Below are 23,737 nucleotides of genomic sequence, written 5' to 3' on the forward strand. Positions count from 1 at the left end.
TTTTCCGGTGTTTTAATCAAGTTCTCTTGCGCCGGCATTATCGACTTTGCAAATGTGCACAAAGCCTTCGTTGTTTTGTAAATAATGATTTTCAAGGTAAGTGGCAAGTTTGCCGGCAATATGCAAGTCCGGTGCGATGGAAAAGATCGTCGGGCCGGAGCCTGAAATTCCGGTGGCTAATGCCCCTAAATCACGCGTTGCTTGTTTCACTTCGGCAAAGTTAGGCAACAAGGCTTCGCGATAAGGTTCGGCAATGACATCTTTCATCATCATGGCGGCTAAATTTTCCTGTTGCGTGTGGCAAGCATGCACGAAACCACCCAGATGACGACCATGTGCGATAACATCTTGACGCGTATAGCTTTTCGGTAAAATTGCTCGGGCTTCCGCGGTAGACACCTCAATTCCCGGATACGCCAAGACCCAATACCAATGGTCAAAAAACGGCAAGGTTTGGCAAATGTTGCCGAGTGATTGCACCATAAACTGCACGCCACCCAAGTAGCAAGGCGCTACATTGTCGTAATGAATGGAGCCGGAAATGCGTCCTTCCAACTCGCCCATCATTTCTAACAATTCCATTTTAGAAAACGGTTCGTCATGGAATTTATTCAGCGCAACCAAGGCGGCAACGATAGAGCAGGCGCTGGATCCTAATCCTGAACCGATAGGCATATTTTTCTCTAAGGTTAAGCGCAGCGGTTTGACTTTTGTGTTACGTAGTTTGAGCTGTTCGCTGAATAACACATAGGCTTGATAAACGATGTTTTTTTGCGGCTCTTTTGGCAATTTACGCACAAAATAACCCGCACTTTCTAACTCAAAGCCGGCGGCGATAGGTTCGATTTGCACCACATCGCCTAATAATGAACCGTTAATCGGGGAAATTGCCGCACCTAAGGTATCGAAACCGACGCTGATATTGGCACTGGAGGCCGGCGCATAGACTCTTAGCATAACATTCTCCGTTTAGGGCTTTAAGGTTCTTAAAATATCGGCAAAAATGCCGGCGGCAGTGACGGCATTGCCCGCACCGTAACCGCGTAATAATAGCGGAATCGGTTGGTAATAACGAGTGTAAAATGCCAACGCATTCTCACCGTTTTTCACCTTGTATAGCGGGTCATCTTTGCCTACGGCAACGATAGACACTTTGCATTTACCGTTTTCAATTTGTCCAACATAACGTAAAACTTTTTCTTCCGCTTCGGCTTTTTCGACACGTGCAGCAAATTCGGTATCTAATTGCGGCAACATCGCCATAAATTCTTCAGTCGATTTACCCTCGGCAAAACCTTTTGGAAGAACGCCTTCGACTTCGACATCTGACAATTCCAGTTCTAAGCCGCTTTCACGAGCAAGAATTAACAATTTGCGAGCAACGTCCTGACCGGATAAGTCATCGCGCGGATCCGGTTCGGTGAAGCCTTTTTCGCGGGCAAGTGCGGTCGCTTGGGAAAGGCTTAAATCTTCTTCCAATTTACCGAAAATAAAAGAAAGTGAACCGGATAAAATCCCGTCAAAACGTTCTACTTCATCGCCGGCGGCTAATAAGTTTTGTAAGTTCTCAATGACCGGTAAGCCTGCCCCTACGTTGGTTTCGTATAAGAATTTACGTTGGTTTTTATGGGCTAAATCGCGCAGTTTGTGATAATAATCCAAGGCGCGGGTATTCGCTTTTTTGTTTGGCGTAACCACATGGAAACCTTCCGCCAAGGCACGTTCATACAAACTCGCTAAGGATTCAGCCGATGTACAATCCACAAAGACCGGATTCACAACGTGATGTAACTTAATGAAAGACAACAACACGTCAAAATCAGACGGTTGGGTGGCATTTTCCAAGTCTTTTTGCCAATGGTCTAAGTTTAAGCCATTTTCGTTTAATAGCATTTTATTGGAGTTGGCTAAGGCGCAGACACGGATTTCAATGTCTTTTTTGGCTAAATACTCTTTCTGATGTTTGATTTGCTCGATTAATTCACCGCCGACACCGCCAACGCCCACGAGAAAAACTTCCACGATTTTTTTGTTATTAAATAAGGCTTGATGTGTTGCTTTTACCGCTTCAATCGCTTTATTTTGAGCAACCACAGCGGAAATAGAACGCTCGGAAGATCCTTGTGCAATGGCATTAATACTGATATTGGCTTGGGCTAAGGCAGAGAAGAAACGTGCAGCAATGCCTTTGGCTTGGCGCATTCCATCACCCACCACCGAAATGATAGAAAGGTCTTTAATCGTTTCGATAGGATCTAATTGATGGGCTTTTAATTCTTGCTCAAATTCCGTTTCTAATGCTTTGAGTGCAACCTCCAAAGATTTTACCGGCACACAGAAACTGATGCTGTATTCAGAAGAAGATTGAGTGATTAAAATCACCGATACATTGGCGTTAGACATGGCAGAGAATACGCGTGATGCCATACCGACCATGCCTTGCATTCCCGGACCGGAAACGTTGAACATGGCAACGTTATCTAAGTTCGTAATACCTTTGACCTGCAAGCCTTCAGATTTAATATCACCGGCGATAACAGAACCGGGTGCGCTTGGATTGCCGGTATTTTTAATTAAACATGGAATATTCGGACGTACCAACGGACCGATAGTGCGTGGATGAATCACTTTTGCACCAAAGTAGGAAAGCTCCATGGCTTCGCGATAAGACAGGCTTGGCAACAAACGCGCATCCAATACTAAACGTGGGTCGCAAGTATAAACGCCGTCAACATCGGTCCAAATTTCACAGACGCTAGCACCTAAACAGGCCGCCAAACAGGCAGCGGAATAGTCGGAACCATTACGGCCTAACAAGACCAACTCACCTTTATCATTGCCGGCAGTAAAGCCTGCCATTAACACTACACAATCTTTTTCAATGGCTTTGGCATTCACACGTTTGGTGGATTCTTCAATATCAACTGACGATTCCAAATAACTGCCTTGAGCCAATAATTGTTTAACCGGGTCAACAACGTGTACGCTATATCCATTGGCTTCAAACCAAGCTTTCATCATTGCAATAGAGAGTTTTTCGCCGCGGCAATCAATGGTCGCCTTTACCGCATCTTCCACTTTACCGGCTTCACGAATTTGTTCTAATAAAGAGGCAATTTGTTGGAATTCTTGATCGATCAGTTGTTTGGTGCCGGCAAGGTCAAACTTATTGTTTTTGGCATGTAAGCCGTTAATGATGGTATAGAAAATATCTAATGCTTCGTTGAAATGGGAATCGGTAGGTTGATTTAAGCTGGCTTTTTCGGAAAGGGCAACAAGATGATTGGTGATTTTGGCCGGTGCCGATAGCACGCCTGCCGCCTGCTCCTCTAAATGGGCTTTCTCAATAAGCTCGGCAGCCTGCAAAAACCGTTCCGGATTGGCGAGTGATGTGCCGCCAAATTTTAATACGCGCATGATATTCTCCTGAGTATGATATATAAAAATGTTTGCATAAAAAAACCCGCTTTATAGAGGAAGCGGGTTTATGAATCTTATTCTTAACGCACTAGCCCGCCCCATTAATCATCGTAATGGTAATCATGGTGGTTGACATAATAATAGTGCGGTTAAGTTGACGCATAATTTATTTTACATGGTGAAAAATTGGATATAGAAATACCGAAATTTCATATCCTTGTCAAACGAAAATCGGAGAATTTTGCATTATTTTCTAACTTTTTTAGTTGGTGTAAAATAAATCACCATTTTTATTACAAGGACGCCTTATGATTGCGCAAAATCTTGCTCATATTCGGGAACAAATTAAACAATGCGAATGTCATTCTGAGACTCAAAGTGCGGTCAAATTACTTGCCGTTTCTAAAACCAAACCGATTGAAGATATTTTAACCGCATACGAAGCGGGTCAAATGGCATTCGGCGAAAACTATGTGCAAGAGGGCGTTGAAAAAATTCAATTTTGCCAACAACATCAAATTGAATTGGAATGGCATTTTATCGGGCCGTTACAATCGAACAAAACCCGCTTAGTGGCGGAATATTTTGACTGGATGCAAACCCTTGAGCGTGCCAAAATCGCTGACCGTTTAAATGAACAACGCCCACCGCACAAGGCACCATTAAATGTGTTAATTCAAGTAAATATCAGCAATGAAGCCAGTAAATCCGGCGTACAACCCGATGATATTTTGCCTTTAGCAAAACACGTAGAAAATCTACCGCACTTACGTCTGCGTGGGTTAATGGCGATTCCTGAACCTACTGATGATGTGGCGCAACAGGAACAAACGTTTCGTCAAATGCGTACCTTGTTTGAAGGATTGCAGCAGGCTTTACCTCATGCCCAAATTGATACTTTATCCATGGGCATGACCGACGATATGCAAGCTGCGATTAAATGCGGTTCTACGATGGTGCGCGTCGGCACGGCGATTTTTGGCAAGCGAGTTTACAAATAAGATTATCGGCAACGCAGTCGTAAATCAGATTCTCAGATTCATTGTTGCAACCACGCTTAACGATGACGGTTCATTAAGCGTTGGAGTGGTTTTCTCTCGCGTATTTGGTTTTGCAAAAAACACATAGAAAAACGACCGCACTTTTAGCATGATTCATAAAAAAATAGCTCCCATTGGGAGCTATTTTTATGTTGAGGATAAAGAATTAGCCTTTGTAGTTGTGAACGTGCGCAACTAAGTCTAATACTTTGTGAGAATAACCGGTTTCGTTGTCATACCAAGAAACAAGTTTCACGAAGGTGTCGGTTAATGCGATACCTGCAGCAGCGTCAAACACAGAAGTGAGTGAACAACCATTGAAGTCAGTGGAAACTACAGCATCTTCAGTATAGCCTAAAACGCCTTTCATTTCGTTCTCTGAAGCACGTTTTAATTCTGCACAGATTTCTGCGTAAGTTGCCGGTTTTTCAAGGTTAACAGTTAAGTCAACAACAGACACGTTTGGTGTAGGCACACGGAACGCCATACCTGTTAATTTGCCGTTTAATGCAGGGATAACTTTACCTACGGCTTTTGCTGCACCGGTAGAAGATGGGATGATATTTTGGGAAGCACCACGACCACCGCGCCAGTCTTTTGCAGATGGACCATCAACGGTTTTTTGTGTTGCTGTGGTTGCGTGAACAGTGGTCATTAAACCATCTTTGATACCGAATTTATCGTTGATCACTTTGGCTAATGGTGCTAAACAGTTCGTTGTACAAGACGCGTTAGAAACGATGTCTTGACCTTTATACGCATCAAAGTTTACACCACGTACAAACATTGGTGTGCTGTCTTTAGATGGACCGGTTAAAACCACTTTTTTCGCACCGGCAGTGATGTGTTTACGAGCAGTCTCATCGGTCAAGAATAAACCGGTAGCTTCAACAGCAACATCAACACCGATAGCGCCCCAGTTAAGATTTGCAGGATCACGTTCAGATGTCACACGGATAGTTTTGCCGTTGACCACAAGGTTGCCGTCTTTCACTTCAACAGTGCCATCAAAGCGACCGTGAGTTGAATCATATTTTAACATGTAAGCCATGTATTCAACGTCGATTAAGTCGTTGATACCCACCACTTCAATGTCATCACGATGTTGTGCTGCACGGAACACGATGCGGCCGATACGACCGAAACCATTGATACCAATTTTAATAGCCATAAGTTTTCACCTTATATTTTTAAGTTAAACAAAAAGGTTAAATAGGCATGGAGGTTTGTTTTCTCTCTACCAATTTTGAGGGGGATTATAACATACTTTCTTGAATTTGAGAATGCGCCTCTCAAAAACACACAAGACTGCCGTCTCTAAAATTTTGTTAAAAACGACCGCACTTTTGCTGATTTTTTATTGGGTTAGAGGCATAATAAGCTAAATTATCGATGAGAGAATAATATGTTACAAGGCAATTTATACATTATTTCTGCACCGAGTGGTGCCGGCAAATCTTCATTAATTAGTGCATTATTGAAACGTGTCAACAGCCATAAAATGATGGTTTCCGTATCACATACTACTCGACTCCCCCGCCCGGGTGAGCAAGAAGGCGTGCATTATTATTTTGTTTCCCATAATGAGTTCGAAAATTTAATCGAACAAAACGCATTCTTAGAATATGCCAAAGTGTTTGGGGGCAATTATTACGGCACCTCTTTGTTTGCCATTGAAGAAAATTTAGCGAAAGGCATTGATGTGTTTCTCGATATTGATTGGCAAGGGGCACAACAAATCCGTGAAAAAGTTCCTCACGTAAAAAGCATTTTTATTTTGCCGCCCTCATTAAGCGAACTCGAAAAACGCTTAATCGGACGTGGCCAAGACTCTGCCGAAGTCATTGCCGGCCGCATGGAAAAAGCCATGAGCGAAATCTCTCATTATGACGAATATGACTATGTCATTGTAAACGATGATTTCGAACAAGCACTTGTTGATTTACAAGCTATTTTGCGCGCAGAGCGTTTAACAACACGTCATCAACAACAAGAAAACAAAGGCTTAATTGAACAATTACTGGCAAACTAAAGGCAGTTTTAGTATCATATTGCCCCTTTAGATTCATTAGATTTAGCAAACTGGAGTAATTTATGGCTCGTGTCACCGTGCAAGATGCAGTAGAAAAAATTGGTAACCGTTTTGATTTGATTTTAACTGCGGCTCGTCGTGCAAGACAATTGCAGTTACATACCCGCGAACCCTTGGTGCCGGAAGATAACGATAAGCCGACAGTTATCGCCTTGCGTGAAATTGAAAAAGGTCTCATTAACAATGAAATTTTAGACGCGCAGGAACGCCAAGATCATTTGGCACATGAACGTGTTGAAGTGAGCGCTGTGTCTTTGTTATCTGAATAAAGTGCGGTTAATATTTACAACGTTTTTCATCGGTTGGGTGTGTTTTGTATCTATTCGAAGGGTTAAATCATATTATTCAGGAATACTTACCGCCTGAACAAATTGAATTAGTTAAACGTGCATTTGTGATTGCTCGCGATGCGCACGAAGGACAGTCTCGCTCAAGCGGCGAACCTTATATCACCCACCCTGTTGCTGTCGCCTCTATTATTGCCGAAATGCGTTTGGATCATGAGGCGGTTATGGCGGCTTTATTACATGATGTCATTGAAGATACGCCTTATACCGAAGAACAGTTGAAAGAGGAATTCGGCGCCAGTGTCGCGGAAATCGTGGAAGGCGTCTCTAAATTAGACAAACTCAAATTCAGAACACGTCAAGAAGCGGAAGTGGCGAACTTCCGTAAAATGATCTTGGCAATGACCAAGGACATTCGCGTTGTTCTTATTAAACTTGCCGACCGTACCCATAATATGCGCACACTTAGCGCATTACGTCCTGATAAACGTCGTCGTATCGCCAAAGAAACCCTTGAAATTTACGCCCCGCTTGCTCATCGTTTAGGCATTGAACATATTAAAAATGAACTGGAAGATCTTGGCTTTGAAGCCATGCATCCGCAACGTTATGCCGTGCTGCAAAAGGTTGTGCAAATCGCACGCGGCAATCGTAAAGATATGATTGAGCGTATTTCTGCCGAAATTAAAGGTCGATTAGACGATGTGGGCATTCAAGCGCGCGTATTTGGACGTGAGAAACATCTCTATGCCATCTACCAAAAAATGCGCTTAAAAGATCAGCAGTTTCATTCCATTATGGATATTTATGCATTCCGCACCGTTGTAGAGAACGTGGATACCTGCTATCGCGTATTGGGACAAATGCACAGCCTTTATAAACCGCGCCCGGGGCGGGTTAAAGATTATATTGCCGTGCCAAAAGCCAATGGCTATCAGTCTTTGCATACATCGATGATCGGTCCACATGGTGTGCCTGTTGAAGTGCAGATTCGCACGGAAGAAATGGATCAAATGGCAGAAATGGGCGTGGCAGCACATTGGGCGTATAAACAAGGCGGAAGAAATGACAGTACGCCAGCGCAAATTCGCGCACAACGTTGGCTGCAAAGTTTGGTGGAGCTGCAACAAAGTGCGGGGAACTCGTTTGAATTTATTGAAAGTGTAAAATCCGAATTCTTCCCGAAAGAAATTTATGTTTTTACACCGAAAGGACGCATTGTTGAATTGCCGAAAGGCGCAACACCGGTCGATTTTGCCTACGCAGTACACACAGATATAGGTAAAAATTGTGTAGCTGCAAACGTGGATCGCAAGCCGTATCCATTATCCCAACCTTTAGAGTCCGGACAAACCATTGATATTTTAACCTCACCAAATGCACGTCCAAATGTAGCTTGGTTAAATTTTGTCGTTACCGCTAAAGCCCGTTCCAGTATCCGCCATGCCTTAAAAGATTTACGCCGTGATGAAGCAATTGAGTCTGGCAAGCGTCAATTGGCACACGCCTTAAGTCCGTTAAAACTGGAAGAACTTAATCCAGGATTTATTCAACAGGTATTAGCGGATCTCAAACTCACCAGCCTGAACGATGTCTTTATGGAAATCGGTTTGGGCAATCAAATGAGCACGGTGATTGCCCATCGTTTGTTGGGAGAATCGATCGAAATTGATACAGATGGTAATCCGGATAATAATGCGACGCCATTAGAAATTACTGCCAATGGTGGTTTATTGACTACTTTTGCGCAGTGTTGCCATCCGGTCCCGGGTGATCCGATTATTGCTTATGCAAGTCCGGGTAAAGGTTTAGTGATTCATCATGAAGCTTGCTCAAATCTCAAAGATCGTAAAGACAACCCTAAACATTATATGCCTGTGGATTGGGAGAAAAGTGATACTCAAATTGAATTTGAGACAGAATTGCGTATTGAGATGATCAATCAGCAAGGCACTTTACCGCATTTGATGTCCACGATCTCCTCCATGGACAGCAATATTCAAAGCATTTGGACAGAAGAGCAAGAGGGGCGTTTGTATCAAATTGTTGTGCTTTTGACGGTCAAAGACAAAAAACATCTCGAGCAAATTATTCGTAAAATTAAATCAATACCTGAATTAATCAGCATTGAACGTAATATTAATCAATAAATGAATACCCAATTATTAGATGCGATTCCGCTAACAGCAATTTCCGGTGTCGGTGCTGCCGTAGCGGAAAAGTTAGGCAAATTGGGTATTTTTAATTTGCAGGACTTGCTATTTCATCTTCCTCTTCGTTACGAAGATCGTACCCGAATTACTCCCATAGCCGATTTACAGGCTGACCAGTACGCCACGATTGAAGGCGTAGTCCAAAGCGCAGAAGTACAATTTGGGCGTCGCCCCATGTTGATGGTTTACCTCTCCGATGGCACATCCAAACTCGCATTACGTTTTTTCAATTTTAATGCCGGCATGAAAAATAGCTTACAGCCGGGCGCTCGAGTGAAAGCCTTCGGTGAAGTACGCCGTGGGCGTTTTATGGCGGAGATTCATCATCCGGAATATCAAATTATTCATGACAATAAACCCCTCGTTTTGGCGGAAACGCTAACGCCCATTTATCCGGCTACAGAAGGGTTAAAACAAACATCATTGCGTAAATTAATTGCGCAAGCTTTGTTGGTCTTAGAGAAAACGCCTTTGGCTGAATTGTTGCCTGCTGAATTTAATCCACATCCCTTTGATTTAAAATCAGCGATTCAATTTTTGCACAATCCGCCACCGGATGTTTCTTTGGCGATATTAGAAGAAGGTAAACACCCTGCACAACAGCGCCTCATTTTTGAAGAATTGCTGGCATACAATCTCGCGATGCAAAAAGTGCGGTCAGGAATTCAGGAGAATTTTGCGGAACCCTTGTGTGCACAATCGGATTTAAAACAACGCTTTTTAGCACAATTACCTTTCACACCGACCCATGCGCAATTACGTGTTACCCAAGAGATTGAACAGGATTTACAACAAAATTATCCCATGATGCGCTTGGTACAAGGTGATGTAGGCTCCGGTAAAACCTTGGTGGCAGCACTGGCAGCGTTGACGGCCATTGATAATGGAAAACAAGTGGCGTTAATGGCACCAACAGAAATTCTGGCGGAACAGCATGCCACGAATTTCCGCCGTTGGTTTGACCCGCTTGGCATAGATGTCGGTTGGTTAGCCGGCAAAGTCAAAGGGAAACAACGTCTTGCTGAGCTGGAAAAAATAAAAAACGGTGAAGTTCAAATGGTGGTCGGGACACACGCCCTATTCCAAGATGAAGTCGAATTTCATCATCTGAGTTTGGTGATTGTGGATGAGCAACATCGTTTTGGCGTACACCAACGTTTAATGTTGCGTGAAAAAGGCAACCAAGCAGGCGTTTATCCTCACCAACTTATTATGACTGCCACACCGATTCCACGCACATTGGCCATGACGGTATATGCCGATTTGGACACCTCAATTATTGACGAACTGCCGCCGGGACGTACACCGATTACAACCATTGCCATTTCTGAAGAGCGTCGTGCAGAAATTATCGAGCGGGTCAATGTGGCCTGCACGCAAGAAAAACGGCAGGCTTATTGGGTTTGTACCCTGATTGATGAATCGGAAGTGCTGGAAGCTCAGGCTGCGGAGGCAGTAGCAGAAGATCTTCATAAAATCTTACCGCACTTGCGTATTGGCTTAGTACATGGGCGAATGAAACCTGCTGAAAAACAAGAAATTATGCAAGAGTTTAAGGATGCTAATTTGGATTTACTGGTCGCGACGACAGTGATTGAAGTGGGCGTGGATGTGCCAAATGCCAGTTTAATGATCATTGAAAATGCCGAACGCCTAGGGTTATCGCAACTTCACCAATTACGCGGTCGGGTTGGGCGTGGCACCACAGCTTCTTTTTGTGTATTAATGTATAAACCGCCATTAGGCAAAATTTCGCAGAAACGCCTGCAGGTCATGCGTGATACGCAAGATGGCTTTGTGATTTCGGAAAAAGATTTAGAAATTCGTGGCCCGGGTGAAATGCTTGGTACGAAACAAACCGGCATAACCGAATTCAAAGTGGCAAACCTTATGCGTGATCGTAAAATGCTCCCAACCGTCCAATTTTATGCTAAGCAGCTCAGCCAAAAATATCCGCAACAGGCAGAATTTCTCATTCGCCGCTGGCTGAATAATCGAGAGATTTACGGTAATGTTTAATGCTGAGATGATGGACATATTTTGAAACAACATATTAAGAGACAAAAGCTGATTTGACAGGTGAATTATGACAGCGTTATCCAAACCTAGAATCCTCTTTTTTGATTCCGGCGTCGGAGGGTTAAGCGTTTACCAAGAAGTCCAAAAACAACTCCCGGATTGTCATTATCTCTATTGTTTTGATAATGCATTTTTCCCCTATTCTGAAAAATCGGAAGCACTCATTATTGAGCGTGTGAATAAAATTTGCACGCACCTTGATCGCTTATATGCCTTAGATCTCATTGTTATTGCTTGTAATACGGCCAGTACCATTGTATTACCCTCATTACGCCAACATTTCTCTATTCCCATTGTTGGCACGGTTCCCGCCATTAAGCCTGCGGCAGAATACTCTTCGACAAAGCATATTGGTTTATTAGCCACAAAAGGAACTGTTAAACGAGAATATATCGATCATTTAATTGAAAAATATGCACAATCTTGTCGAGTTGAAAAAATCGGCAGCACCAAACTTGTCGAACTGGCAGAACGTAAATTACGTGGTTATCCTGTTGATTTAAATGACATAAGAACGGAGTTAAGCGAATGGATAATGATGCCTGACTTAGATGCGATTGTGCTGGGCTGTACACATTTTCCGCTCATAAAATCGGAAATTCAGCAATGCTTACCACAAGTGAGCCATTTCATTGATTCAGGGGAAGCAATCGCTAAACGAATAGCCTTCTTACTAAATGAAGTCAAAGTGCGGTCAAAAAATCATATGATTTCTCAAGTGTTTTATACAAAGCCATTTATCATTGAAGACGACTTATCAGAATGCCTTCATGCGCTTGGCTTTGAACAATTCAGCTTAATCCATATAAACAGTTAAAATTTCGACCGCACTTTTGATTGTGTTATGCCTATCACATTATTGGGAGTCAGGTAAAATTTTAGTGGGTGTGACAATTTCACTTGGATAACATCCTAAAATTTTCAACTGGTGGCTAACTTGTTTTAATTCTTCCAATGCAGCCTGCGTGTCAGGATGATGAATATTCGCCTCAATTTCCAAATAAAACATTTCCTGCCATGGTTTCCCATAAATCGGACGGGAAGCTAATTTTGTCATGTTGATATTGTGTTTTTTAAACACCCACAACGCCTCCACCAAAGCACCGGCCTGTTGCCCCGTACTCATTAACAAGAGTGTTTTTGTATGAATTTGTGGCGAAACATTATGCGATTCTTTCGCGATAACAATAAAGCGAGTGATATTGTTTTCTTGGTTGGCAATATTGCGTTTCAGCACAGTCAAACCGTATAACTTCCCTCCCTCTTCGCTGCCCAAGGCGGCAATATTGGGTTTGTTCAATCTGGCAACCAATTGCATAGCATGAGAACTGCTTTCACAATATTCAATATGTACGCGATCTAAACCATGGATAAATTGACTACATTGCTGAATCACCTGAGGATGGCTATATAGGGTATCAATTTGACTTAACTCATGCTGCCCATTGACTAAAACGCAGTGCTGAATAGGATAAGCCAATTCCCCCATCAAAGACAAATCAGTGTGTTGCAACAGATCATAAACTTCGTTAATCGTGCCGGATGTGGTATTTTCCAATGGAAGAACACCATAATCTGCTTCACCGTTTTGCACTTTAGCAAAAACCTGATCAAAACTAGCACAACTTATTTCCACCAATTCTTCTTGGTATCGAGTGGCATAATTTCGTGCCGCCAAATGAGAATAAGATCCTCGCTTGCCGAGAAAGGCAATGTGAATGTTCTCCTCGCGTTGTGAATTCAACTTTTTCTGTAAATAAACTTGTTGCGTCAGCACCGAATCTTCAATAATTTTTTGGAAAATTGCAGTAATATATTGTGGCTCAAGTTGATAATTTTCATTTTCAGAAAATTGCACTAACTCTTGTAACAGCTGTTCTTCACGCACCACATCACGTAATGGCTTCTGTGTTATTTCTTTACTACGCGCCACATCAAACGCAAGACGATGACGCTCGGAAAGTAACTTTAATAAACTGCGGTCAATTTGGGTAATCTGCTGTCGAATTTCACTTAAATCCAATAACATAACTTTTCCTTTATTTGAATACTATTGCGTTTTTCAGCTCAAATTTTTTGGTATCGACGAGAAATTATCAGAAATTTCCTTAACAAATCGGCAACAATAAAGCATTTTCCGGTGCTAAGTTACCATAAAGAAACTGCACCATACTAGGACAATATGCCTAATCTTGGTGCAGTATATAAGATAAGTGACTTATCGAGCCGAAATTACACTTTAAAAACTATTTCGCCCGAGCCGGTGCAAATGTTGAAGAACGTAGAAAACCGTTAGAAACCGTTCCCTTCTGCGCAATCATGCTCTGAAAAAAGCTATTCACTTCTACGCACAATGTAACTTGGTAAAGAGGGATCTTCCGTAAATTATTCGTTTCTGAACGAGGAGAAAGATGGCCTAGGGTATTCAATGGTTTATATGGCTCACAAGCAGACGAATTACTCACCTTATCATATTGATTTGAATCGGGAGAGAAACGTTCCAAAGTCACTTTTGCTTTATTCACATTTCGATCACCAAACAACATCAAGTTCGCCAACTGAATATATTGGTTCAAATCACCATCACTACTACCAACAACACTAAAACCGCCAGCGGCTCCTGTTGTACCATCTGTTAATGTTGCATTACCGTTATCATCATATAACTGGACCCTTTCACGCAATATACTCACTAAAGATAGAGAAGTATTATCTAACTTTGCTTGGGTCGAACGCTGAACGACTAAATCGGCTAGGAACGCAAAAACAATAACTAAAATCATCAGCGTAAGCGCAAATTCAATCGTCACTGAGCCTTTTTTACTTTGTCTAAAAAAACTCACTAGATTTAAAAAATTATTATTCATACCGTCTACCATAATTTTATCGCAAACAAACCTAGCCAACTCTCTGGATGATTAAGGCGTAACAGGAAATTGAGAACGTTGCCATTCCTGCACCATAACAAATTCTCTGGTTAAAACATGTTCAACTAAAGAATTTGGGACAAAGGGCACCGGAACCAAAAACTTATACTTATACACGACCGTATAATAAGCTAATGTCGAACCTTTCCCATCTGTATCATATTGTGTTGCTCCACTCGATGATGGAATTTTTTTGAAGTCTTTATTTAGCAACGCATTAATACAAGATTTCCCTTGAGAACAATTAACATATTTGACATCAACATCATAACCGTTATTTTTATCTAACTGAAGGAAATTTCCTAATGTTGACTTCTCTTGTGCGTTAAGTTGCTTCTGAAGATTATTTTTAAAGACATTCAGATAACTGCCTTTACCATCATACTCATTTTTTGAAATTCTGACACTTTCAGTCACCGCTAAATCCCAATAGCTTGTTGTAATAGCAATCCGACAAAACTCTAGAATCAAACATACGACAAGGAAATAAAAAACAATTGTCAACACGAACTCAACAGGGGCTGCACCTCTATTACCTAATACAAACTTCTTTAGTTTCATATCAATGTTCCTAAAAATTATTTAGCAATATAATCTGAAATGCGTTCTGTTTTTCTAAGTGCATCAATTAATGAATCTGGTGAGGTATTCAAATTTTCTTTTAGGATAATATCTTTCGCATAATCAAGTTCATTGTTCTTCACTAAAGCAAAAACTAAATTGTGAACCAAACGTTGCTCTCTAATACCATTCAAATATTGCGGCAATAATAAAGAAATTGCATTACGATAATCACCATTAATAATGCTTAACATTGCTAGATTATTAATTGCAATAACATCATTCAGAAAATACTCGCGAGCTTTATCAAAATTCTCTCTTGCGCTATTTAAATCATTTAAATGCGCATAAGTTACACCACGTAAGTTATAAACTTCACCATTCGTTGGAGAGGATGATAACACCGCATTTTCAACATCCAATGCTTCTCTATATCGTTTTAGCATATTGAGATTCTTGGCCTGCAAAATCTTTGCCTTTTCAGCCAAAGAACCGCCGGAACTTAAGATAGGCTGCAAATATAGTAAAGATGAACTACTATCTCCTTTCTTGTAGTAAGCTTCAGATAACTTATAACGTGTTAATAAATCGTCTTCATTTTTGAGAATACTACGATACATTGAAATCAACGCATCATAATTTCGCGTATTTTGATACAAGCTTTCTTTAGTTGTAATGCTTTCATCATCTGCATAAACTCCAGCATCATCGGTGGAGCCACCCTCAAACATAGATGAACAAGCACTAATAGACAATAAAACGCTACAAAATAAAGTTTTTTTGATAAGTTTAAAAGACATTTGGAAATACCCTCAATACGCCAGGAGCTAAAATTAATATAATAATCGGGAACATGATAAAAAGAATCAACGGAACGCTCATTTTAGCAGAAAGAGTCCCTAGTTTTTCTTCTATCGTTAATAACTGTAACTCTCGAATATCACTAGAAAGCTGGATGAGCTGATCATAGATAGACGAACCAAAATTTAAACTTTGTTGCATTACTGTACAAAACATTCTGATTTCAGTAGTCGGTAATGAAATTGCCAAATCTTGTAGTGCCTGCGACATACCTGTCAGCTCAGATTTTCGAATGACTCTCAACATAACATAAGATAAATCCGGATTTAGCTTTTTAAAATCTGTTGCAACCTGTTTTAATGCCGCTTCAATACTCACCCCTGTTTGCACATTAACTGCAACAAGATCAATAAAACTGGTTAAATCATTCATTATTTTTTTAGTTTTGGATTTTAAGACAAAACCGGTAAGAAATCCAGGAACAATGATAATGCCAATAAAAATCAATAAACAACTAATAATTAGGGAAAAACCCTCAGCATCTCGACCCAAAAACAAGTAATATACAAAGAATACTAAAGTCATAATCGCTAATTTTAGCTTAATATTCTTATCAATAATTCCCAAAGCCTTTAATAAAGGATTATTATTAATTAATAACAATTCAAGTTCAATTTGCTGTTTTGTCTTATTTTTATTCGCTGCATCAGACTCATTAGCTTCAGAGAATCTACCGGCCAGAATATCTTCATTACGACGAAGGTTCTTACCACCCGAAATTGATATAAATAGTAGAACAAGAGAAAACGCAATAACTAATAGGTAAATTAGAAGTAATTTTACTGTCATGTTGACTTCCTCATTAATCCCCAAATAATCAACATACCAAACGCAACACTACCAAACACATAATATAATATATATCGCCCTGTAGGATCGGTGGTAATAAACTCAAAATTCTCCGGCATTGTAAATTTCATGAAAATAAAGAACCCAATAGGGAAACAAGCCACAATCATTGCTGACATTCTTGCTTCCGATGTCATTGCTTTTTTCTTTTTTTCCATCTTAGTACTATCTGCAATAACGCGTCCTAATCTTGATATAACCTCTTTTATCTGTCCCCCTTTACTCAGATTGGTCCGGATAATCGTAATAAAAAAGTAGAATTCTTTATATGGATAACGTGTATAGCTCTCATCAAACACAGTAATTGGATCCTCACCGATAGCCAAACGTCTATGAATATTTCTGAACTCAGCACCTAACTGCCCTGTCAATTCTTGTCCACAACGTTCCAGCCCTTGTAATAACCCTGCACCGGAAGAAGATGCTGCTATCAAAATCTGAATAACCTCTGGGAATACATTATTAAATACTTTTCTATTACGTCGTTGGCCTAACTTCCATATAAACATAACAAAAGCAAAAACAAAAATAATACTAAAGGTTAGTCTATCAATATGAATATAACTCACATTAATTGCAAAAAAAGCTAAGAATAATAAGACGCTAATTACACTATTCCGCAGAATATTCTTTCGTTGCCCACCTGAAAAATAGAATACCCATAGCGACAACTTAGACTTAATACCTTGAGCAAAGGTTTCTAATTTGTTCTCTGTACTATTATATTCATTAATTTTTTTCTTAGTCACAAACCAACTGGTCAATACATAAATGACTAACAATCCACCGAAGGCTAAAAGAATATAATAAAGTAAAGACATTAATTCACATCTCCAAAAATACTTTGCAATTCATTGCTAAGATTAAACACCTGTGCATTTTGGAAAACAACAGAGCGACTTAATAATCCATGATTAATAAACTCACCCATAATTTTCCCATTCGCATCACGGTATCTACTTGCCTTATAACTAAAAATATCCTGTAGAACAACCTGTCCATTTTCCATTCCCATCACTTCTGTGATGTTCATAATTTTTCTTGAACCATCATTGAGTCGGGAAGCTTGCACAATAACATTTACCGCAGATGAAATATTTCTCCGAATAGCCTCTAAAGGTAATGCCGCACTCGACATCATTACCATACTTTCTAGACGTGATATTGCGTCTCTCGGGCTATTCGCATGCAGAGTAGACATTGAGCCATCATGACCGGTATTCATTGCTTGCAACATTTGGAACGCTTCTCCACCACGACATTCCCCTACAATGATACGTTCAGGCCGCATACGCAAAGCATTAATCACCAAATCCTGCATACTCACCTCACCGGTATGCTCCACCCCGGCTAAACGTGTTTCTAGACGTACAACATGAGGTTGCTCTAAACGTAACTCCGCTGTATCCTCAAGGGTAATAACGCGCTCCGTATGCGAAATATAGTTAGATAACGCATTTAATAACGTTGTTTTACCTGAACCTGTCCCCCCCGATACAATGATATTGACACGAGATCTTGCTGCTATAATTAAAAAGTTCGCCATATCACGCGTCATGGAACCAAAGCTTACCAACTCCTGTAAACTCTTTTTATTCTTACTGAATTTACGAATAGAAATAGATGTACCATCTAATGCAATAGGTGCAATAACGACATTTAAACGGCTACCGTCCGGTAAGCGAGAGTCTACCAGAGGGCTACTATCATCAATACGACGACCTACTCGCGCAACCAAACGTTTTGCAATATCTGTCAACTGCTCATTATTGATAAATGTTTTATCTGTTTTTTCAAGAATACCTGCACGTTCCACCCAGATATCATTAGGACCGTTAACTAAAATATCATTTACCGTATCATCTGACATTAATTCTCGTAGTGGACCATAGCCACCGATTTCATCCGCCACCATTTCTGCCATGGCAAGTGCATCAGCAGACGAAATATACACGGAACTTTTATTAGCAACCCGGTTAACAATTTGAATTAACTCATTTACTAATAAGTTTCTGTCAGTTTGAAGCTGATCAATCTTTTCAATATCAAGATTACTTAAAACTTCACTTCTAAAAAATATCTGTTGCTCTTTAGTTAACATTTTTGACTATTCTACTTGTTAATGAGTTTTTCAAGGATTTGAGAAAATAGACTTTTCTTTTCTTTCTCACCTAATTTACTATTACGTGAAACGGCACCTATAATTTTCATGGCTAAAGAGTTCATTTCTTTTTTCCCCTCTTTACCAAGATTAATATCTAATACTGTTTTTGTATTGGTATTTTTAATAAACGGTATTACACCATCAATTTGCGTTCCTAATAACACTTGAATATCACTTTTCGCCATTAACTTAGAGGTTTCAAGGCGGCTATCTGATATACAGACAAATGTTCTAATAGGTTTTCCTTGTGAACTACGGATACGCTCGCACTCATCTAAAAACTGTTTGGCTACTCTCAAAGAACTAATTTTTCGTTCTACAACTAATACAACATTGCTGTACTCATTTAAAAAATGAGAAAAATCATCCTTATGCACGTTATAAAGTGCCTGATCGTAAATAATAAAGTTATATTTATCTAACACCGCTTTAGAGAGTTGCTCTAGATTACCATCAAATAAATCAAGATGAGGAACGCCCTCAGTAATACTATTAGACAAACGTTTATCAAATAAAAGGTCAAGATCGTGAGATCCATTTAGCCCTTGAGCTAATAAGGTTGGAACCGCTTTATTTCGTGCGATTTCACTTGCAATATGCGCACTAATTAAGCTTGTACCGATTCCGCCTTTACAACCTAAAATAGCAATTTTTACAGTATCTCTTACTCTCGGAATATTGACGCCAGAGACAATTTTATCAGCCATCTGGATTAATTGCGTGTGAGAGTTAAAGTATAAGACACCTTCCCCTAATAATTTTTGAGATAACGAAATAGAATCACTATCACCAACAACACAACACCAAACATTTTGGGGAACAACACTAAAGACATGATCAATAATTGTTTTATTATTTGATTCATTGCCAGCATCAATAATTACGCCTACATAATTTTCCGCAGCAAAAGACAAGCCTTCAGAAGAAACAAAAACATTCCGTTTAACAATTTCAATATTTTCCAAGCCTCTTGTACGTAAAACTTGAGCGACTTCGCTTAAGATATTTTCGCGTTGAGAAACGACAGCAATAATTCTTGCGTTATCAAACGAAACTGTTTCTTGATCCAGTAATAACATATAAATACCTACTTTAATACTTTAATTGAATACGTTCATTGCTTTTTAATGCACAAGACGTTTCATTCGGATTCCAAAATACAGACTCTCCATAGCGAGCGCGACAAGTTGCTTTCTTCGCAGCATACTGGCTCACTTCAACATAAAGAGGATAAGTTGTATTTTTATACTTTCCACCCACAATCTGAATAGCATTCTTAGAAATACCGGCTTTAACTAAATCAGTATGTAGTGCTTCCGCTTTCGTTTTAGCAGGGGAAGTATGCCAAATAATTTTTACCTTCTTCTTTTTATTACTACCAATATCACGAATAATGGTATCTAAGAGAATCGTATAATCACGTTCGGTAATCGTTGCTAAAGGATATCGATTAATCAACTCAACCCGATTAAACTCACTATTTTGCGTTGCTTGTGCAACGGAAGCATCTTGAACTAATTCGCTTGATGCAAAAGTATGTAGCGATACAGAAACACCAATCAATGCTAAAAATGTATTAAAAGCTAACTTACTCATTGGATAAACCCACTATTCTTTAAGAAATTGGTTGTTAACGTATTATGGTAGCCATCTTTTAATGGCGTTGTATGGAAATAGCGCTCCATTGTGCCGGTTTGTTCGAATGTTGGATATACCACATCTTTCTCATCAACCGGTCTGACAGTGTTCACTGTCGCCACAATAATCAATTCTTTCTTATCTCGACTTGTTGTTGCGCTGCGGAAGAACGAACCAAGAATTGGAATATCACCTAATACAGGGATTTTATTAATCCCCTCAATGTCTGTAGCGCTAAACAGTCCTCCAATGATGAAACTTTCTCCATCAGCTACCTCAAACAAAGATTTTGACCTTCTCGTATTGAAGTAAGGAATACTACCATCGTTACCAAAATTGTAATTGCCGGCAATAGCGCTTACGCTTTGATTGAGGACCAACCGAATTCGATTATTTTTCTGTACCTTAGCCGCCACTAATAATTTAACGCCAAATTCTTTGTATATGACTGTTGCATGGCCGTTATTATCACGCTGTACAAATGGCACTTCACCACCAATCAAAATATCCGCAGTCTCACCTGAAAGCATAGAAATATTTGGCTCAGCCAAAATTTTACCGTTTGATTGGTCATCTAAGGCGTTAATGAAAGCCGCAAGCCCTGGTGCAGTAATAGTCAATCCGCCTTGCGCGCCATTATATCCACCGCCAAAACCGAAACTTCCGCCAAAAACCGCACTTCCGTTACCACTTAAAGGTCCACGTCCTTGAGCATGGCTCCAATTAATCCCCATTGCTTCAGATATTTTTTTATTCACTTCCACAACCGTTAATTTCACATTAACTTGTGTGGCATCACCAACATTAGAATTATCAACCACATTGTCATAGCTGTATTTATCTAAAAATGGGAACGTTTCATTACCTAACGTAGTCTCGGTGACTTTTCTTTTTCCTCCCATAGCCTCACCAACAATACGGTGAACCTCATCACTTTCTTCCTGTGTTTTTGCTTTACCTTCAATCACATAGGCCTTACCAACCTTCTTAACAGAAAGATTAGAGTTCGGGAAACGGGCCTTAAGTTGGTTATTTGTATCAGTGATACTACTTACAACCGAATCCACATTCACAGTGTCTGATGTCAAAGGACGACCATCTTCACCAAAAGACGTCACTTCAGCGCGTCCTTCATCTTTGGCATAAATAATAAAAGTGTTATCGTCTAAAATTTCATAATCTGCCACATTAGGAGAAGAAACAAAAATTGTGTCTATTTTTTCTTTTGTTTGAACAAGACGCGTTGCCCCCTTCTCCATAGGAAACGTTTGCGCAGAAACCTGAAAAGAAGCAAAAGCACATAAAATTAGACCGGAGATAATGTGTTTTTTTCTAAAAATATGGTTCAAAGTTGGCATTTTATAGACCTCTTAATTTTCTAATGAATGTGCCACGGGAATCGATGTACTGAGAGCTATTCTCGGCAGGTAATACCACTAGTTTAGAGTCTTTGTCTAGTGAATAAAAATTCTTTGCTTGTGCACCTGTTACCTTTAATGCAATAAATCCAACATACTCCTGTTCGGAAGAAAAACCATCATCCGGCTTTCTCATATTCCCTTCATCGTCTTTTGGTAATGGGAATGTTTTTGACTGTAACACTAAAACTCTTGGTGCCACCTTAATAAGATTTTTTCGTTCGTTTGAATTTCGAGAATCACTTGCAATCTGCTGGTTAAACACAGACACATAATCCCCACCACTTACCGTAGTAAGAATATAAGCATCTTCAGGTCGAATATAAACGCGATAGGCCACTTCCTGATTCGGGTTTAAACTTGCCGTATAAAAACCAGGATCGTTTGGTGAAAGAAGGGCCTTAGGTGATAGGAAAGAACCTGAAGATAAATTCTCAGATACCAGGAAGCCCTGCAAACTGTTATTGACTGACAAATCACGTAAATCATTACTGACTAACGGGCTATCAACAGTAACTGTCATTTCGTTGAGTGCATAATCTTCTGCTTGTAATAAGCGACCTTTGTTCACATCGCGTTTCAGCTGAGCAACTAAAATTAGCTTCTCTTCTTTCTTTTCTGGTTCTACTTGCTCTGCAACTTGCTGAGCCGGTGTTTCATCGCCACTAGGCAAAAACATAATACCTGCTATACCCACAAACAGTATGAGCAATGAAATAATTAAGAGAGTTCTATAGTTCATTTTTTTACCCTTTTTGTTTTAATAAAAAGCATTATCAAGCACTAGGCACGCTCGATAATGCCAAATTCGTTAGAAATCCAAGACTAATCGCTACCCCATAAGGCAATCCGCGCTCTTTTATTGATTTACGGTAAAAAAGCCAACCGATGATAATTAGAAGTAATCCGGCAAAGGCTGTAAAGAAGAAGAAGAAAATTATCTGTTCATAGGGAATCATGAGCATCAACACTGCTATAAGCTTTATATCACCTGCGCCCATTACATGCAACATAAAAAGGACAAAACCGACCACAAGCGCCAAGAGAGCCGGAACGAGAAAAATAGATTGGTATTGTAACAAACTAAGAGGAACAACAATAAAAAATAATAATGCAACGACACGATTACTGATAACCCGGTCTCGAACGTCCGTGTAACATAACCTGAGGAGGAGGCAAACTAAAACAATGTGTAAGGCGATAATTATATAATTCATTGTGTCAAACACTTATTTTAAGTTAATAAATATTAACAATTACTTCGTTGAAAATATTCAACATATTCTAATTTAAGAAATTTATTGGAACGTCTGTCCCATCACGATAGTAGCAACGGCTATAAGGTCATTTCTAATTGTTGACACTATATTGGGAAACGCATAAAACACTGCAATAATCATCACTGCAATAGCAATCGAAATAAGGCCGTATTCAATGGCGGTTACACCTTTTTCTGAGGATTTAAATTCACCAAATATATTTTTTAGTCTTAAGAAAAAAAGATTCACGCTAAAATACCCCGTTACTTAAATTAAGTTGTTAAAAAGGCCTCTACTCGGGAGGCCTCTTAAATTCAGATATAAAACCAACTTAAATTATTAGTTAACACCAGTAGCTTTAATTTTAGTTGTTAATGAAGCGAATTTAGTTTTCAATGCATCAATGAAACCACCTTGGTTGTAGAACACAACTACGATCATTGCCGCTACAGCCACAGCGATTAGACCATATTCAATTGCAGTAACACCATGCTCGCTTTCTTTGAAAGAACGGATTGCTTCGGTAACTTTAACGTATGCTTTAGTAGTTAATGCGTTTAACATTTTTAATACTCCTAATGTGAGATTTTAGATTTAAAATGAACAAGTCTGTTTGAATTATTAATCAATTCCAGTTCACTTAACCAGCCTACCTAATTAACTGAACGAGGCCTATTATAGTGATTCAAAAATAAAATGCAAACGTTATCGCCAAACCGTAAAATCGCTACAATACATAATAAAATCAGATGGTTAAATAGTATTTTATACACATCAAAACATAACATTTGCCATTTTTTACATAAAATTTACAATTCTAATATTTCATTACGTTCATAGATAAAAAATGATGCTTTTGTGCATAAAAAACCAGCAACTTAAACATAAAAACTCACTGAGTTTTGTTCGCGTTCATGCTATATTGGCGC

The 23,737-nt window shown here is 39.7% G+C and carries 23 protein-coding genes; 6 read left to right on the forward strand and 17 right to left on the reverse strand.

Annotation, left to right across the window (positions count from 1 at the left end; genetic code table 11):
* Nucleotides 1-12: 12 nt before the first annotated feature.
* Nucleotides 13-957: a homoserine kinase gene (gene thrB, locus J5X96_RS08350; protein WP_006717206.1), complete on the reverse strand. Its 945-nt coding sequence runs from the start codon at nucleotides 955-957 to the stop codon at nucleotides 13-15.
* A 12-nt stretch (nucleotides 958-969) separates the two neighbouring features.
* Nucleotides 970-3,417, reverse strand: a complete 2,448-nt coding sequence (gene thrA, locus J5X96_RS08355) for a bifunctional aspartate kinase/homoserine dehydrogenase I (protein WP_209363024.1) — start codon at nucleotides 3,415-3,417, stop codon at nucleotides 970-972.
* A 311-nt stretch (nucleotides 3,418-3,728) separates the two neighbouring features.
* On the opposite strand from thrA, the gene J5X96_RS08360 reads away from it, so the two are divergent.
* Complete coding sequence (locus J5X96_RS08360) at nucleotides 3,729-4,421, forward strand: YggS family pyridoxal phosphate-dependent enzyme (protein WP_209363026.1); 693 nt, start codon at nucleotides 3,729-3,731, stop codon at nucleotides 4,419-4,421.
* Between the two features lie 205 nt (nucleotides 4,422-4,626).
* On the opposite strand, the gene gap is transcribed toward J5X96_RS08360, so the two are convergent.
* The gene (gap, locus tag J5X96_RS08365) at nucleotides 4,627-5,631 is read right to left on the reverse strand and encodes a type I glyceraldehyde-3-phosphate dehydrogenase (protein ID WP_021615630.1); all 1,005 of its coding nucleotides are present in this window, start codon (nucleotides 5,629-5,631) and stop codon (nucleotides 4,627-4,629) included.
* 234 nt (nucleotides 5,632-5,865) lie between these two features.
* Between gap and gmk the strand changes: the two genes are divergently transcribed.
* The 5 genes from gmk to murI all read left to right on the forward strand — a co-directional run bounded on the left by gmk (nucleotide 5,866) and on the right by murI (nucleotide 11,948).
* Nucleotides 5,866-6,492, forward strand: coding sequence for a guanylate kinase (gene gmk, locus J5X96_RS08370; RefSeq protein ID WP_209363028.1), 627 nt, complete (start codon nucleotides 5,866-5,868; stop codon nucleotides 6,490-6,492).
* 62 nt (nucleotides 6,493-6,554) lie between these two features.
* The gene (gene rpoZ / locus J5X96_RS08375; RefSeq protein WP_021615632.1) at nucleotides 6,555-6,821 is read left to right on the forward strand and encodes a DNA-directed RNA polymerase subunit omega; all 267 of its coding nucleotides are present in this window, start codon (nucleotides 6,555-6,557) and stop codon (nucleotides 6,819-6,821) included.
* A gap of 44 nt (nucleotides 6,822-6,865) precedes the next feature.
* Nucleotides 6,866-8,989, forward strand: a complete 2,124-nt coding sequence (spoT, locus tag J5X96_RS08380; protein WP_209363030.1) for a bifunctional GTP diphosphokinase/guanosine-3',5'-bis pyrophosphate 3'-pyrophosphohydrolase — start codon at nucleotides 6,866-6,868, stop codon at nucleotides 8,987-8,989.
* Complete coding sequence (recG, locus tag J5X96_RS08385) at nucleotides 8,990-11,071, forward strand: ATP-dependent DNA helicase RecG (RefSeq protein WP_209363032.1); 2,082 nt, start codon at nucleotides 8,990-8,992, stop codon at nucleotides 11,069-11,071.
* A gap of 67 nt (nucleotides 11,072-11,138) precedes the next feature.
* Complete coding sequence (gene murI, locus J5X96_RS08390; RefSeq protein ID WP_209363033.1) at nucleotides 11,139-11,948, forward strand: glutamate racemase; 810 nt, start codon at nucleotides 11,139-11,141, stop codon at nucleotides 11,946-11,948.
* Between the two features lie 39 nt (nucleotides 11,949-11,987).
* Here murI and pheA read toward each other — a convergent pair whose 3' ends face one another.
* The 14 genes from pheA to J5X96_RS08460 all read right to left on the reverse strand — a co-directional run bounded on the left by pheA (nucleotide 11,988) and on the right by J5X96_RS08460 (nucleotide 23,372).
* Nucleotides 11,988-13,160 (reverse strand): prephenate dehydratase, encoded by a 1,173-nt coding sequence (pheA, locus tag J5X96_RS08395; RefSeq protein ID WP_209363035.1) that lies wholly within the window; start codon nucleotides 13,158-13,160, stop codon nucleotides 11,988-11,990.
* 217 nt (nucleotides 13,161-13,377) lie between these two features.
* Nucleotides 13,378-13,998, reverse strand: coding sequence for a tight adherence pilus pseudopilin TadF (tadF, locus tag J5X96_RS08400; protein WP_209363037.1), 621 nt, complete (start codon nucleotides 13,996-13,998; stop codon nucleotides 13,378-13,380).
* Between the two features lie 51 nt (nucleotides 13,999-14,049).
* The gene (locus tag J5X96_RS08405; RefSeq protein ID WP_209363039.1) at nucleotides 14,050-14,619 is read right to left on the reverse strand and encodes a TadE family protein; all 570 of its coding nucleotides are present in this window, start codon (nucleotides 14,617-14,619) and stop codon (nucleotides 14,050-14,052) included.
* A 17-nt stretch (nucleotides 14,620-14,636) separates the two neighbouring features.
* Nucleotides 14,637-15,419: a lipopolysaccharide assembly protein LapB gene (locus J5X96_RS08410; protein ID WP_209363041.1), complete on the reverse strand. Its 783-nt coding sequence runs from the start codon at nucleotides 15,417-15,419 to the stop codon at nucleotides 14,637-14,639.
* Entirely contained in the window at nucleotides 15,409-16,269 is an 861-nt protein-coding gene (locus tag J5X96_RS08415) for a type II secretion system F family protein (protein ID WP_209363043.1), read from the reverse strand. Before J5X96_RS08415 ends, J5X96_RS08410 begins: the two co-directional genes overlap by 11 nt.
* Nucleotides 16,266-17,150: a type II secretion system F family protein gene (locus J5X96_RS08420; protein ID WP_209363044.1), complete on the reverse strand. Its 885-nt coding sequence runs from the start codon at nucleotides 17,148-17,150 to the stop codon at nucleotides 16,266-16,268. Before J5X96_RS08420 ends, J5X96_RS08415 begins: the two co-directional genes overlap by 4 nt.
* Nucleotides 17,150-18,430: a CpaF family protein gene (locus J5X96_RS08425; RefSeq protein ID WP_021615642.1), complete on the reverse strand. Its 1,281-nt coding sequence runs from the start codon at nucleotides 18,428-18,430 to the stop codon at nucleotides 17,150-17,152. Before J5X96_RS08425 ends, J5X96_RS08420 begins: the two co-directional genes overlap by 1 nt.
* Nucleotides 18,431-18,441: 11 nt before the next feature.
* On the reverse strand, nucleotides 18,442-19,572 hold the full coding sequence (locus tag J5X96_RS08430; protein ID WP_209363046.1) for a pilus assembly protein: 1,131 nt from the start codon (nucleotides 19,570-19,572) through the stop codon (nucleotides 18,442-18,444).
* Between the two features lie 13 nt (nucleotides 19,573-19,585).
* Nucleotides 19,586-20,089, reverse strand: a complete 504-nt coding sequence (locus tag J5X96_RS08435; RefSeq protein ID WP_021615644.1) for a hypothetical protein — start codon at nucleotides 20,087-20,089, stop codon at nucleotides 19,586-19,588.
* A complete protein-coding gene (locus J5X96_RS08440; RefSeq protein ID WP_209363048.1) occupies nucleotides 20,086-21,489 on the reverse strand; it encodes a type II and III secretion system protein family protein in 1,404 nt (467 codons plus the stop codon). The genes J5X96_RS08435 and J5X96_RS08440 overlap by 4 nt, the downstream gene beginning before the upstream one ends.
* Before the next feature lies 1 nt (nucleotide 21,490).
* Entirely contained in the window at nucleotides 21,491-22,291 is an 801-nt protein-coding gene (locus J5X96_RS08445) for a flp operon protein C (RefSeq protein WP_209363050.1), read from the reverse strand.
* 34 nt (nucleotides 22,292-22,325) lie between these two features.
* Nucleotides 22,326-22,766 carry a prepilin peptidase gene (locus J5X96_RS08450; RefSeq protein ID WP_209363051.1) on the reverse strand — a complete coding sequence of 147 codons (441 nt, stop codon included), beginning with the start codon at nucleotides 22,764-22,766 and terminating at the stop codon, nucleotides 22,326-22,328.
* A gap of 81 nt (nucleotides 22,767-22,847) precedes the next feature.
* Complete coding sequence (locus J5X96_RS08455) at nucleotides 22,848-23,057, reverse strand: Flp family type IVb pilin (protein ID WP_209363053.1); 210 nt, start codon at nucleotides 23,055-23,057, stop codon at nucleotides 22,848-22,850.
* A gap of 90 nt (nucleotides 23,058-23,147) precedes the next feature.
* Nucleotides 23,148-23,372 carry a Flp family type IVb pilin gene (locus J5X96_RS08460; RefSeq protein WP_209363054.1) on the reverse strand — a complete coding sequence of 75 codons (225 nt, stop codon included), beginning with the start codon at nucleotides 23,370-23,372 and terminating at the stop codon, nucleotides 23,148-23,150.
* Between the last annotated feature and the right edge of the window lie 365 nt (nucleotides 23,373-23,737).

Source organism: Aggregatibacter sp. 2125159857 (assembly GCF_017798005.1).
Lineage (GTDB): Bacteria > Pseudomonadota > Gammaproteobacteria > Enterobacterales > Pasteurellaceae > Aggregatibacter.

What these genes read in the sequence shown, in the direction of transcription:
- thrB (WP_006717206.1), bottom strand. Translation starts at nt 957, where the DNA reads ATGCTAAGAGTCTATGCGCCGGCCTCCAGTGCCAATATCAGCGTCGGT.
- J5X96_RS08405 (WP_209363039.1), bottom strand. Translation starts at nt 14,619, where the DNA reads ATGAAACTAAAGAAGTTTGTATTAGGTAATAGAGGTGCAGCCCCTGTT.
- gmk (WP_209363028.1), top strand. Translation starts at nt 5,866, where the DNA reads ATGTTACAAGGCAATTTATACATTATTTCTGCACCGAGTGGTGCCGGC.
- J5X96_RS08420 (WP_209363044.1), bottom strand. Translation starts at nt 17,150, where the DNA reads ATGTCTTTACTTTATTATATTCTTTTAGCCTTCGGTGGATTGTTAGTC.
- rpoZ (WP_021615632.1), top strand. Translation starts at nt 6,555, where the DNA reads ATGGCTCGTGTCACCGTGCAAGATGCAGTAGAAAAAATTGGTAACCGT.
- J5X96_RS08360 (WP_209363026.1), top strand. Translation starts at nt 3,729, where the DNA reads ATGATTGCGCAAAATCTTGCTCATATTCGGGAACAAATTAAACAATGC.
- J5X96_RS08415 (WP_209363043.1), bottom strand. Translation starts at nt 16,269, where the DNA reads ATGACAGTAAAATTACTTCTAATTTACCTATTAGTTATTGCGTTTTCT.
- J5X96_RS08430 (WP_209363046.1), bottom strand. Translation starts at nt 19,572, where the DNA reads ATGTTATTACTGGATCAAGAAACAGTTTCGTTTGATAACGCAAGAATT.
- J5X96_RS08410 (WP_209363041.1), bottom strand. Translation starts at nt 15,419, where the DNA reads ATGTCTTTTAAACTTATCAAAAAAACTTTATTTTGTAGCGTTTTATTG.
- J5X96_RS08440 (WP_209363048.1), bottom strand. Translation starts at nt 21,489, where the DNA reads ATGCCAACTTTGAACCATATTTTTAGAAAAAAACACATTATCTCCGGT.
- murI (WP_209363033.1), top strand. Translation starts at nt 11,139, where the DNA reads ATGACAGCGTTATCCAAACCTAGAATCCTCTTTTTTGATTCCGGCGTC.
- tadF (WP_209363037.1), bottom strand. Translation starts at nt 13,998, where the DNA reads ATGAATAATAATTTTTTAAATCTAGTGAGTTTTTTTAGACAAAGTAAA.
- J5X96_RS08460 (WP_209363054.1), bottom strand. Translation starts at nt 23,372, where the DNA reads ATGTTAAACGCATTAACTACTAAAGCATACGTTAAAGTTACCGAAGCA.
- J5X96_RS08445 (WP_209363050.1), bottom strand. Translation starts at nt 22,291, where the DNA reads ATGAACTATAGAACTCTCTTAATTATTTCATTGCTCATACTGTTTGTG.
- gap (WP_021615630.1), bottom strand. Translation starts at nt 5,631, where the DNA reads ATGGCTATTAAAATTGGTATCAATGGTTTCGGTCGTATCGGCCGCATC.
- J5X96_RS08425 (WP_021615642.1), bottom strand. Translation starts at nt 18,430, where the DNA reads ATGTTAACTAAAGAGCAACAGATATTTTTTAGAAGTGAAGTTTTAAGT.
- recG (WP_209363032.1), top strand. Translation starts at nt 8,990, where the DNA reads ATGAATACCCAATTATTAGATGCGATTCCGCTAACAGCAATTTCCGGT.
- thrA (WP_209363024.1), bottom strand. Translation starts at nt 3,417, where the DNA reads ATGCGCGTATTAAAATTTGGCGGCACATCACTCGCCAATCCGGAACGG.
- J5X96_RS08450 (WP_209363051.1), bottom strand. Translation starts at nt 22,766, where the DNA reads ATGAATTATATAATTATCGCCTTACACATTGTTTTAGTTTGCCTCCTC.
- J5X96_RS08435 (WP_021615644.1), bottom strand. Translation starts at nt 20,089, where the DNA reads ATGAGTAAGTTAGCTTTTAATACATTTTTAGCATTGATTGGTGTTTCT.
- pheA (WP_209363035.1), bottom strand. Translation starts at nt 13,160, where the DNA reads ATGTTATTGGATTTAAGTGAAATTCGACAGCAGATTACCCAAATTGAC.